Here is a 12,616-nt window from a genome sequence, read left to right as displayed (position 1 = left end):
TCACCTTAAAGATATTGCTTTTTTATTAGTTGAAATAATCAAAGATTATTCAGCATCGCCACCGCGACCATTTTTCTTGATAATTTCTTCTTGTACTGATTTAGGTACATCTTCGTAGTGGTCAAATGTCATCATGAATGTACCACGACCTTGTGAAGATGAACGAAGAGTAGTTGCATAACCAAACATTTCAGCAAGTGGTACAAATGCATTAACGATTTGTGATTTACCATGTGCTTCCATGCTGTTTACACGTCCACGACGAGCTGTAACGTGACCCATAACATCTCCGAGGTTTTCTTCAGGAACTGTGATGACAACCTTCATCATTGGTTCAAGGATTGCAGGTTGTGCAGTCTTAGCAGCTTCTTTCATAGCGAGTGAAGCCGCAACCTTGAAGGCAGTTTCTGATGAATCGACATCGTGATATGAACCATCATAAAGTTTAGCTTTAATATCAACCATTGGGTAACCAGCAAGGACACCGTTAGCCATAGTTTCTACCAAACCTTTTTCAACGGCTGGTACGAATTCACGTGGAACCACACCACCGACGATAGCATTTTCAAACTCGAAACCAGCACCTTCTTCGTTCGGTGTGAATTCGATCCATACGTCACCGTATTGACCTTTACCACCTGATTGACGTTTGAAGAATCCACGTGCTTGAGTAGGTGCACGGAATGTTTCACGGTATGATACTTGAGGCGCACCAACGTTAGCTTCAACTTTGAATTCACGTTTCATACGGTCAACAAGGACATCAAGGTGAAGCTCACCCATACCAGAGATAACTGTTTCACCAGTTTCAACGTTTGTTTCAACGCGGAATGTTGGATCTTCTTCAGCCAATTTAGTAAGGGCAACACCCATTTTATCTTGGTCAGCTTTTGATTTAGGTTCAACAGAAAGTTGGATAACTGGTTCTGGAACTTCGATAGACTCAAGGATGATACGTGCTTTTTCGTCAGTCAATGAGTCACCAGTTGTAGTGTTTTTCAAACCAACAGCAGCGGCGATATCACCAGCATAAACTGTTTGGATTTCTTGACGAGTATTCGCGTGCATTTGGAGGATACGTCCGATACGTTCACGTTTACCTTTAGAAGTATTCAAGACGTATGAACCAGCATCCAATGTACCTGAGTAAACACGGAAGAATGAAAGACGTCCAACGAATGGGTCAGTCATGATCTTGAAGGCAAGAGCCGCAAATGGAGCATCATCAGATGCTGGGCGTTCGTCTTCTTCGTCTGTATCTGGGTTAACACCTTTGATTGCAGGGATGTCCAATGGGCTTGGGAGGTAATCAATAACCGCATCAAGCATCATTTGAACACCTTTGTTCTTGAAGGCAGAACCTGCAAGCATTGGGTAGAATTCAACGTTGATTGTTGCTTTACGAATAGCAGCTTTCAACTCTGCTTCAGTGATTTCTTCACCTGCAAAGTATTTTTCCATCAAGTCTTCGTCTGTTTCAGCGATAGCTTCGATGAGTTTTGTACGCCATTCTTCAGCTTGTTCCATGTATTCTGCTGGGATTTCTTCGTCACGGATATCTGTACCAAGGTCGTTAGTATAGATTTCAGCACGCATAGTTACCAAGTCAATGATACCCACGAAGTCTTCTTCAGCTCCGATTGGGATTTGAATTGGATGAGCGTTAGCGCCCAAACGATCGTGCAATGTAGAAAGTGAATAGAAGAAGTCAGCACCGATTTTATCCATTTTATTAGCAAAAACGATACGTGGAACTCCATAGTCAGTTGCTTGACGCCAAACTGTTTCAGTTTGTGGTTCAACACCTGATTGAGCATCAAGTACAGTTACTGCACCGTCAAGAACACGGAGTGAACGTTGTACTTCGATTGTGAAGTCCACGTGACCTGGTGTATCAATAATGTTTACACGGTTGCCTTTCCATTGGGCAGTTGTCGCAGCAGAAGTGATAGTGATACCACGTTCTTGTTCTTGCTCCATCCAGTCCATTTGTGATGCACCTTCGTGAGTTTCACCGATTTTGTGAATTTTACCAGTATAGTAAAGGACACGTTCAGTGGTAGTTGTTTTACCGGCATCGACGTGAGCCATGATACCGATATTACGAGTATTTTCAAGTGAAAATTCGCGAGCCATAGTTTTCTCCTAATTAATTTTTAGTTTTACACCCCATTATATCATAATAATAAAGGTTTTTATAGTTCTATTTTTATCTTTCAACTATTTTTAAATAAAATTTAAGCTTTTTTCAAAAAGACTTACTTCTTCTTCATGAAAAATTTTTATCAAAAAAAGAAAAAGGAGACTATTCCCCTTTTTCAACAATCTCAATCCATCTTTCGACAGATTCTAAATGATTAAGGTACAGGAAAAGACGCTCATAGAGTTGTTGAGAGGCTTCCTCGTGCTGTGCACTTAGTGCTTCTCCTATTTCCTTTACAGTTGTTTTACCATCGATCATGCTAAAAACAAGTGTACCATATTCATCCAAAGACATGTACGTACGTTGAGGTATTTTCGCCCCCATCTTACGCATAAGATTTTGTGTCCAATGTTTTTGATCTTTATAAATCCGAATCCGACCTTCGTGCCATTCAAATAACACTTTATCTTTTTTCCGGAAAATCATATTCAGATTTTCATCTGAAATATCATCTTTTTTCTTTTTATTACTCATCTGACTTCTCGGCAGCCGGAGCTTTCTTGATTGACATCAATGGTGCTACAATCGCAATGATTAAGATGACCATGAGTACCCAAGCCATGGCGTTAGAACCTACAAATCCCGTAGGTGTTCCTGGAGTTACGACTCCTGAAACTTGAAGGATAATACCCAACAAACCAATAATTGATGCACCAGCAACTAAACCTGACGATAAAGAGACACCTGATGACATACGTTCTTCTTGAACAGCTTCTGTATCTTTTTTACCAAGAACTTCCACCAAAATACGAACTAAAGCACCAATAAGAATAATTGACGTTGTTGAAATTGGAAGGTAGAAACCAATTGCAAATGTCATAACTGGAACTTTAATCATGTAAAGGATAATACCAAACACGATACCAGCAATAATCATATGCCATGGAAGTTCTCCACCGATGATACCATCAGTCAAAGTTGCCATCAAGTTTGCTTGTGGTAAGGCGAACTGAGCTGCATCACCCGTTAAAGCTAATTGATCACGAAGTAATACGATAACACCTGTTACTACTACAACACCAAGAACAGCAGCAACAAGGAAGAAACGACGTACTTCATATTTATTACCACCAGTGATGAAAGTAACTTTTTGAGCTTGTGTATAACCACCAGCTACTGAAATCGCTACAACGATGAAGGTACCGAAGAGTAAGAGTGATTTAAGGTCTGCACTTGATGTCCAACCCATTGTCAAGAAAACAAGAGTCAGGATAACAAGTGAGGCAATTGTCATACCAGATACTGGCAAGTTAGATGTACCGATTGTACCTGTCAAGCGTCCTGCAACGATGATGAATAACATTGAAAGAACGATTGAAAGAATACCAGCAAGGAAAGTCATGGCGATATTCCCACCAGAGATAATGAAGCCAACAACAAATGTTGCAACAATACCAATAAGGATAGCAAAGATACCAAGTGAATCACGTTCTCCAGCTTCGGCATTTTTACGTCCATCGAGTGTTGCTTTAACAGAGTTGATGATTGTTGGGATAAGACGGATTGCCCCAATCATACCACCTGAAATCATCATCCCCGCACCAATGTATTTAACATATGATCCAGAGATTGCGGCAAAATTCATAGCTTGGATTGGAGTAGATGGGTCATTCCAAACATGATGACCGTTTCCAGCCATTTCTGAGAAGTAACCAATCAATGGAGCGATACCAAAGTTAGCAAGGATTGAACCTGCAAACATCATTACCGCAACCTCAAGCCCAACAATAAAGCCGATAGCAGCAAGCATTGGATTTACTTCAATTTCAAGTTTCCATTTGTAGAAAGTTTCGTTTGTATAGCTTACAACGTTGTTCACAACACCAAAAACTGCTGAAGTGAATGCAGTAATAAGACCACCAACACCAAAACCGATACCCATGTATTTAAGTGAGTTACCACCTGTTGAAGAAGCAACAATCGTTTCCGAAATTGCCATCGCTTCTGGATAAACAAGTGTGCCATGTTCTTCAACTAAGAGATAGTCTTGAACAAATGACAAAATACCAAGAGATACAAGAACCGCAGAAACACCAACAATTACACCTTCAAAGAAAGAGACTTGTTGTCCGATAAGGATAACTGCTGGTAAGACAAAGATAAGACCTGAGGCAATTGACTCACCACCAGTTGCCATTGACTGGAGGATATTCTTCATCAGGAAGTTATTTTTACGGATAAAAATTGACAAGAGTCCTGAACCAAGAATAGCCCCTGGGATACCTGCAGCTACTGTTAAACCAGCACGCATTCCTGAATAGGCAGTAGATGCTGCAAAAAGAATGGCCAAAATAATACCAATAACAATTACAACTGGGTTGCCAGCACTCTTTTTGCGTCCATCTTCATAAGGGAGGTAATCTTTCCCTGCGACACCGCCATAGGCGGTTTTAGACAATTTTTTCATATTGTGTAATATACTCCTTAAGTTTGAAAGTGTTTTCACCTTATTTTACTACAAATTCATCAAATCTGCAAGGTGTTTAAGTGTTTTTTGTAGCTTTTTTCTCATATTTTTGTTATGTAAATGTGTATATTTTTTTATTTTCTTATCTTTGAAAATAAAAAAACTTGACCATAAAGTCAAGCTTTTTCTAGAAAAACGACCAAGGCCATCTTCTTACCAACGGAAGTGAGCGAACGCACGGTTTGCTTCTGCCATTTTGTGTGTGTCTTCACGTTTCTTAACTGCAGCACCTGTGTTGTTTGCAGCATCAAGAATTTCTTTTGCAAGACGGTCTTGCATAGTGTGTTCACCACGGTTACGAGCGATTGTTACCAACCAACGGAGTCCGAGAGTTGTACGACGTTCTGGACGAACTTCAACTGGGACTTGATAGTTAGAACCACCAACACGACGAGCGCGAACTTCAAGAACAGGCATGATATTTTCCATAGCTGTTTCGAAAACTTCAAGTGGGTTGTTTCCAGTAGCTTCTTCAATTTGTTTGAAAGCTCCGTAAACGATATTTGTAGAAACGCCACGTTTACCATCAAGCATAACGCGGTTGATAAGACGTGTTACTACTACTGAGTTGTACATTGGATCTGCCAAAACTTCACGTTTTGGGGCACGATTTTTACGCATTCTTCTTATCTCCTTTCAATTACGCTTTTGGTTTTTTTGTACCGTATTTAGAACGGCTTTGTTTACGATCTGTTACACCAGCTGTATCGAGTGCACCACGAACGATGTGGTAACGTACCCCTGGCAAGTCTTTTACACGACCACCACGAAGAAGTACAACGCTGTGTTCTTGCAAGTTGTGACCGATACCTGGGATGTATGCTGTAACCTCGATAAGGTTAGACAAACGTACACGAGCGAATTTACGGAGCGCTGAGTTAGGTTTTTTCGGAGTCATTGTTCCAACACGAGTTGCAACACCACGTTTTTGTGGGCTTGCTACTTTAGTTTGGAGTTTTTTACGACTGTTATAGCCGATGTTCAATGCAGGTGAGTTAGATTTTTCCACTTTAGAGTGACGACCTTTACGCACCAATTGGTTAATAGTAGGCATTTTTCTGTCTGCTTATCCCTTTTATTTACGGAGAACCGCAAAGCGAAATAAAACGAATAAACAATCCTTTCTGTTTTTTTATAAAGTTGGAATGTCAGTATATGGTCGCTTAATCCAAGTTCTGACAAGAAGTTTGGCAACTTATACAAGTTCTCCTTATTAGGACCAAATATAAAAAGTACCGTTTAATATCATATCAAAATTTCAACACTCTGTCAACTTTATTTTGCATATTATTAGAGAAAAGTATTTCTTTACAAATTTTTTTGCATTTTCTATACTGACACGCGCGCTTAATTGCCTCATATCTGGGTTAATGAATAAATGATGTAGCAGGATAACCGAAAAATAAAATAGCGATAATTAGGGCAACAAATAAAAAATCTAAAAAAATTACGAGAACAATAGTCAGTATGCGCCCTATCTTATTATAGGGATTAATACTGAGGCCATAACCGAATACTTTTGGCACCCAAAGGGGAGAACCCATTATTCCTTTATAATGCTGATAAGCAAGTTTATTAAAGCTTACAGTCACATGTAAAAGGAGAATGCAGAGGAGGAAGATAATTATTGTAATACCATTTAGTAAAGTTACGTTGTTCTGAGATAAAGGAATGAGTAATAATGATAAGAGGAGGATAAGGCTGATCAATATAATCAATAGTATTGAGTACTTCTTTTTCGCTTTCTTCGTATTGATTAACTCATAATCTTTCTTGACTTTCTTCATAAACTGCGGGTCTCCTTTAATAATATCAAGTGAAAAATCATAATAATTACTTAGTTCTATCAGCATCGGAACATCTGGAAAGTTTTTCCCGTTCTCCCAGTTGGAAAGGGATTGTCTTGAGATATAGAGCGTATCAGCAACTTTTTGTTGCGTTTCTTCTTTTTTCTTCCGTTCCTCTACTAAAATAGTGGCTAAATTCATCTTTACTCCTTTCATGCCCCATCATGATATATTAAAAAGAATCGAATGTCTAGCAAATATTTCTTGCATGCCTATCTAAGAGGGTAAAAAGAGCTATTGTAAATGAAGTTTACCGATACTGTAAACTTCATTTACTTCTGTAAAATAATAAATATTTGCATAGATTTTCCTAAAAGAGAAGAAATGTTTTACGTGAAACCATTGATTTGCTGTTAAAGCATCTATTAGTGTGAGTTTAACACATATTATTTTTGAAATACATTAGACCTTATTTCGCTGGTATGATAAAATAGAAACATGAAAAAAATCGTAATCACTTTCCTCTCCTTACTGCTTTTATTCTCTCCTTTGGCTACTATAAATGCTCAAGCTGAGGATTTTTCTGTGGCAGCAAAATCTTCTATCGCCGTAGATGCAAGCAGTGGTAAAATCCTTTATAGCCAAAATGCAACGGATTCAAGCACGCGCATCGCCTCAATCACTAAACTTTTAACGGCCTACTTGGTTTATAAGAGTGTCGATGAGAAAAAAATTGCTTGGGATACAAAAGTACCTATTTCTGACTATGCTTATAATTTAACAATGAACAGCAACGCAAGTAATATCCCACTTGCTGAGGGAACTGAAGTCACGGTTAAAGATTTACTTAATGCCTTGCTTTTACCCTCAGCTAACTCCGCTGCTATAGCCTTGGCAGAAAAAATTGCTGGTTCGGAACCGAAATTTGTTGATATGATGATGGCTCAATTGAAAGAATGGGGCATTACAGATGCTAAGCTTTATACTTCTTCTGGCCTCCCAAACAGCGAGCTCGGTGAAAATATTTATCCAGGATCTACTGAAAATGATGCCAATACAATGAGTGCTCAAGATGTTGCCATCATGTGTACACATCTCCTCAAAGATTATCCCGAAATATTGAAAATCACCGAAAAAACAGAACTTCCATTTGATAAGGGAGGGCAATCTGAAACTACTTTAGCAAATACTAATCAAATGTTGCCTGGGTTTACAACAACACGTGCCGGTGTAGATGGCCTTAAAACTGGTTCAACTTCATTTTATGTCGACTGCTTTGCTGCTACAACAGTTCAAAATGGGTTCCGTATTATTACGGTTATTTTAGAAGCTAAAGACCCTTCTGTAGATAATTCAACACCTTTTACACTCACTAATGATCTTATGAACCAAGTTTATGCTTCTTGGACAAATGCAGATATTATTAGTAAGGATGAGCAACTCAGCGATTTCTCTAGACTTCCTGTACGAGACGGAAAGAAAAACAGTATTGATCTTATAGCTAAAGATAACTTCTCCGCTGTAGTCCCCTTAAAAAATGGTACAGCCGACATAAATGCAATTGAAATTACCTTTGATCGCGATCCTAAAACAAATATCGAGGCTCCCATCAAAAAAGGAGAAGAGTTAGTTCAGGCTACAGCTACACAAAAAGATAAGCTCGGCTATCTCCCAGGTTTTTCAGGTTATCATTTTCCTCTTACAGCTAAGACAGATGTGGAACGTGCAAATGTCTTTGTCGTGATGTGGAATAAATTCGTCCGTTTTGTAAACGAAAAACTCTAATAAAAAACTTTCTTGTACAAGAAAGTTTTTTATTTTATAGAATTTTCTAGTTTAGAATGACGATAACTGTAAACAAAGTAGAAACCAGCTGCAAACATAAGTAAAATTAGAAGAAAAAGCCATATTTGGGTATGATAGTGGACGATTAAAAAGCCATTGACAATAATTGATAAGATAGGAATCAAAGGTACTAGTGGAGTTTTAAACTCATGAGGTTGTGGCAACCCTTGTTCCTTACGAAGCTTTAACAAACCAAGAGCTAATACAATCAGATATAACAATGTAGATAAGCTCAAAAACTGACTGAGATAAGACATAGGAACAAAGCCAGCTATCAACATTGAAGTACCTCCAATAACGAGTGTAGCATTAATTGGTGTTTGGTGCTTAGCTGAAATTTTACTGAGCTTTGGAGGTAAAAGCCCATCACGACTCATAGAGTAAAGTAAGCGTGATAAGGCATAGGACATGGTGAGAGCAACACTGAGCAAAGTAATCACCGCTATAATAGAAATATAAGTCGCTGCCCACTCAACTCCAAGATAAGCAAGAGCAAATGCAATAGAGTTTGTGACATTTAGCTTATAATAAGGCACTGTTCCTGTAAGCACCAATGTCACAATAATATAAAAGACTACAGCAACAAAAAGTGAACTAATTACGCCATAAGGAATATTTCGACGGGGATTTTCAGCCTCATCTACCGCTGTCGACACTGTTTCGTAACCAATAAAGGCAATAAAGAGCATCGAAGCACCTGGTAAGATACCCGATTGACCACCGATTAAGGAACCCAAGCCAAAAGGTGCAAAGTTAGACCAATTTGCAGGTTCCAGATAAAAAAGACCAACAATAGCAAAAACAATTAATGCTGAAAATTTTAAAACAACGAGAGTATTATTCAAATGTGACACTGTTCGGGTGTTTAAGAAAATCATCACCGTTATGGCAGCCACTACCAACATTGGAATTAAATCAATAGAAAAACCTGAAGTATGGCCAAATGAGCCTTCAAATCTGGAAGGAAGTTGCAAATGCAGCAAGCCTTTGAAATAACCACTCCATGACTTTGCAACGATTGCAATTGTTGTAAAAAATTCAATTGCCAAAAGCCAGCCTACGATCCAAGCAGGAAATTCTCCAAAAACAGCATAAATGTAGCCATAAGGCCCACCTCGGCTTGGTACACGTGAAGCAAACTCAGCAAAGATTAGAGCTGACAACCCTACAGCAATCCCTGCAATAATAATGGATATAATAAGCGAAGGCCCAGCAATCAGGGCTACACCAACACCAGTAAAAGTAAAAATACCTGCTCCCACCATTGATCCTAGACCTAATAAAGTTAAGTCCATCGAATTAAGAGTACGTTTCATTTCACTTTTTTCTTGAACTACTCTTTTACGAAAAATGTTCATATCACTCCTCTATCATCATATTTTTACATTTCTTCAGCACATCAATTATTGATACCTTTTGCTTTGACAATAGCAAGTAAGATTGCTCCAATAATAAACAATACTGTACCTATAGTAATGTAGGCTAACTCCTTTTTTGTTTTTTTCTCGCCTAAAAAGAGAATACCTCCAATTGTTGAAATGATTACTCCTAATTGGGAGAAGGAAAAAGCAATAGCATTCCCTGCCAGTGAAGCTGCGAGTAACATAAAAACATTACCCACGCCCCACATTAGTCCAACAGAAATATTTTTAAAAACAACTGCTTCCATTTTTATATCACCACCAGAAAGAACAAAAGCACCTACAACCATTCCGATTGACATTGGAAAAATAATTGTTAATGTATCAAAATGAATATTGAACCACAGAGCGGATAAATTATTAAACAAAATCACATAAGATACATAAGCTAAAGTCGAGTAAGCTAAACAAATCAAACCTCTAACATAGTGATGTTTTTCTACAGCAATGGTATTTTCAGGATCTCTTTTTGCAGAAAAATAGAAACCAACGATTAAAGCTAAAATGGCAATAAACCCTAATGTATATTGAATATTTTGGGTCCACTCATGGAAAATGAAGACACCGATTAGTGCTGCCAAAACGAGTTGGGACCCCGCAGATAAAGGACCAGCTACGGATACACCGAGATATTTCATAGAGTGAAACTGTCCACTTTGACCAATTGCCCAAATAAAGCCACCAATAAAACCAATAAGAAAAATAGGAAAACTTAATTGAGGTTGACGGATAAGAAATACTATCAGAGCAAAGACAAAGGCTCCAAAAGTCATCCCCAAAGTTTGTTGTTTTGCTGTTCCACCGATTTTATTTGATACAAAACCAATGGATCCCCATGCGAACATTGGGACGAGAGCGAGTAAAATTCCTTCCATTTCAGCCTCCAAAATAAACATTAACTAAAAATCTTCTTATTTTAACATTATTATACATAAATATCAATGCATTCTTCTTATCTATTTTTTAATTTGATGCACTTTTTAACCCACTATTTTAAATGAGTATTAATAGCTAGTCTTTTAAGCTTAAAGTATTGATGGAAAGTTCTAACTACTCTTCTATTCTTTTAAAAATTTATTTTTGACTCATTTTTATCACACTTTCATTCTAACAAAATAAAGAATCGAAAAAAAATAAAACACGCAAATACGTGTTTTATCGCTTTTCAATACAAATCAAAAAAGGTGGTGTATGGATCTGGTTCAGAGGCTCATATTTCATCACATGCCATTGTGCTTGGGGAAGCTCACTTGCCCAAGCAAGAACAGCATCTTTTTCACTTTGACCACCTTCGTGACCGTAATAAACAACTAGCATAATCTGCCCATGAGGTAGAAGTTTTTCTTTTAGGATGTCTAAAGCTCTTAAAGTCGTACTGGGCTGTGTAATAACCGATTTATCTGCCCGAGGCAAATAACCTAAGTTAAAAATAGCAGCTTTTACAGAATCCTTGACATATTTATCAATACTCTCATGGCCATCTAAGATTAACTTGGCTTCTAGTTTTTTTTCTTGCAATAAAGCTTGGGTTGAAACTAAGGCTTCCTTTTGCACATCAAAGGCATATACCTTATCCGTCAAACCTGCAAGAAAAGCTGTATCCCAACCATTCCCCATGGTCGCATCAACGACCACATCACCAGACTTAATTGTTTTAGATAACATCTGATGTGCCATCTCAATTGGTCTAAGCATAGGTAATTGACTCCACTTTTCTAATATTTTTACAGCCTTGAACAGAGCCACGTCGCTCCATTTCACGATCAATCGCATTCAAGACTTCCCACTTATTTAAAGACCACATCGGACCAATCAAAGCCTCACGGGGTGCATCCCCAGTGAGCCGATGAATAACAATTTCTTTAGGTATCATCTCTAACTGATCACAGATAATCTTTACATATTCATCCTGAGACAAAAGTTGCAGACGTCCATCATGATAATCACGTTGCATTCGCGTATTTTTCATTAAATGCAGTAAATGAAGCTTGACACCCTGAATATCCGAATCTAAAATCATGCGGCGTACATTCTCTAACATCATTTCATGGCTTTCACCAGGTAATCCATTGATCAAATGGACACAAACATTAATATTATGCTCACGTAAACGAGCTACGGCATCCGTATAAGTTTGGTAATCATGTGCTCTGTTAATTAAATCACTTGTCTTTTCAAATGTTGTTTGAAGACCTAAGTCAATCCAAACTTCCATACGCGTATTAAGTTCCGCCAGATAATCAACCACATCTGGCGGAAGACAATCAGGTCGTGTTCCGATAGATATACCCACAACATCGGGCTGGTTCACAGCTTCTTCGAAACGTTCACGTAAAACCTCAACTGGAGCGTGAGTATTGGTAAAGTTTTGAAAGTAGGCGATATATTTTTTTACACCAGGCCATTTTTTATGAAAAGCTTCAACTTCCACACGAAATTGCTCAGCAATTGGTGCATCAGGCTCTAATATCAAATCACCAGAACCAGATACGGTACAAAATGTACAGCCGCCATGTGCAACAGTCCCATCCCGATTGGGACAATCAAAACCAGCATCAATGGGAACCTTAAAAATTTTTTCTCCAAAAGTCCCTCTTAAATATTCGTTCCATGTGGTATAGCGTTTTTGCATAATATTTTACTTCCTTCAGTATCTACTATTATAACACAACAAAAAAAACAGCCACAGGCTGATTTACTTGACTGCGGATGTCGGGCTCGAACCGACGACAACACGATTAACAGTCGTGCGCTCTACCAACTGAGCTAATCCGCACAAAACAAAACCCGATCATAAATCGGGATTTGAGAATATAGTCCGTACGGGATTCGAACCCGTGTTACCGCCGTGAAAAGGCGGTGTCTTAACCCCTTGACCAACGGACCATATAAA

Annotated in this window: 11 protein-coding genes and 2 tRNA genes; 1 reads left to right on the top strand and 12 read right to left on the bottom strand. The window is 38.3% G+C overall.

The window, feature by feature from the left end; genetic code table 11:
• Positions 1–45: 45 nt before the first annotated feature.
• From fusA to LACDD01_RS11150, 6 genes are all read right to left on the bottom strand, one after another.
• Complete coding sequence (fusA, locus tag LACDD01_RS11175; RefSeq protein ID WP_019294137.1) at positions 46–2,136, bottom strand: elongation factor G; 2,091 nt, start codon at positions 2,134–2,136, stop codon at positions 46–48.
• 169 nt (positions 2,137–2,305) lie between these two features.
• The gene (locus tag LACDD01_RS11170; protein WP_003133546.1) at positions 2,306–2,677 is read right to left on the bottom strand and encodes a PqqD family protein; all 372 of its coding nucleotides are present in this window, start codon (positions 2,675–2,677) and stop codon (positions 2,306–2,308) included.
• Positions 2,670–4,610 carry an OPT/YSL family transporter gene (locus LACDD01_RS11165; protein ID WP_061415317.1) on the bottom strand — a complete coding sequence of 647 codons (1,941 nt, stop codon included), beginning with the start codon at positions 4,608–4,610 and terminating at the stop codon, positions 2,670–2,672. The genes LACDD01_RS11170 and LACDD01_RS11165 overlap by 8 nt, the downstream gene beginning before the upstream one ends.
• A gap of 213 nt (positions 4,611–4,823) precedes the next feature.
• Positions 4,824–5,291, bottom strand: a complete 468-nt coding sequence (gene rpsG / locus LACDD01_RS11160; protein ID WP_003133550.1) for a 30S ribosomal protein S7 — start codon at positions 5,289–5,291, stop codon at positions 4,824–4,826.
• Between the two features lie 19 nt (positions 5,292–5,310).
• On the bottom strand, positions 5,311–5,724 hold the full coding sequence (gene rpsL / locus LACDD01_RS11155) for a 30S ribosomal protein S12 (RefSeq protein ID WP_003133552.1): 414 nt from the start codon (positions 5,722–5,724) through the stop codon (positions 5,311–5,313).
• 313 nt (positions 5,725–6,037) lie between these two features.
• Positions 6,038–6,658 carry a helix-turn-helix domain-containing protein gene (locus tag LACDD01_RS11150; protein ID WP_061415314.1) on the bottom strand — a complete coding sequence of 207 codons (621 nt, stop codon included), beginning with the start codon at positions 6,656–6,658 and terminating at the stop codon, positions 6,038–6,040.
• 297 nt (positions 6,659–6,955) lie between these two features.
• Here LACDD01_RS11150 and LACDD01_RS11145 point away from each other — a divergent pair, with 297 nt between their 5' ends.
• A complete protein-coding gene (locus LACDD01_RS11145; protein ID WP_061415311.1) occupies positions 6,956–8,242 on the top strand; it encodes a serine hydrolase in 1,287 nt (428 codons plus the stop codon).
• 29 nt (positions 8,243–8,271) lie between these two features.
• Here the strand turns inward: LACDD01_RS11145 and LACDD01_RS11140 are convergent, their stop codons facing one another.
• From LACDD01_RS11140 to LACDD01_RS11115, 6 genes are all read right to left on the bottom strand, one after another.
• On the bottom strand, positions 8,272–9,660 hold the full coding sequence (locus LACDD01_RS11140; protein ID WP_019292789.1) for an APC family permease: 1,389 nt from the start codon (positions 9,658–9,660) through the stop codon (positions 8,272–8,274).
• Between the two features lie 41 nt (positions 9,661–9,701).
• Complete coding sequence (locus LACDD01_RS11135) at positions 9,702–10,598, bottom strand: GRP family sugar transporter (protein ID WP_019335267.1); 897 nt, start codon at positions 10,596–10,598, stop codon at positions 9,702–9,704.
• A 280-nt stretch (positions 10,599–10,878) separates the two neighbouring features.
• Positions 10,879–11,418: a tRNA 5-(aminomethyl)-2-thiouridylate-methyltransferase MnmM gene (locus tag LACDD01_RS11130; RefSeq protein WP_019335268.1), complete on the bottom strand. Its 540-nt coding sequence runs from the start codon at positions 11,416–11,418 to the stop codon at positions 10,879–10,881.
• Positions 11,411–12,355 (bottom strand): tRNA modification radical SAM protein MnmL/YtqA, encoded by a 945-nt coding sequence (locus tag LACDD01_RS11125; RefSeq protein ID WP_061415309.1) that lies wholly within the window; start codon positions 12,353–12,355, stop codon positions 11,411–11,413. Before LACDD01_RS11125 ends, LACDD01_RS11130 begins: the two co-directional genes overlap by 8 nt.
• 71 nt (positions 12,356–12,426) lie before the next feature.
• Positions 12,427–12,499 (bottom strand) — tRNA-Asn (locus LACDD01_RS11120).
• A gap of 38 nt (positions 12,500–12,537) precedes the next feature.
• A tRNA-Glu gene (locus LACDD01_RS11115) sits at positions 12,538–12,609 on the bottom strand.
• Between the last annotated feature and the right edge of the window lie 7 nt (positions 12,610–12,616).

This window comes from Lactococcus sp. DD01, assembly GCF_001578715.1.
GTDB classification, from domain to species: domain Bacteria; phylum Bacillota; class Bacilli; order Lactobacillales; family Streptococcaceae; genus Lactococcus; species Lactococcus petauri.
This window is presented reverse-complemented; position numbering and strand designations above follow the sequence as displayed.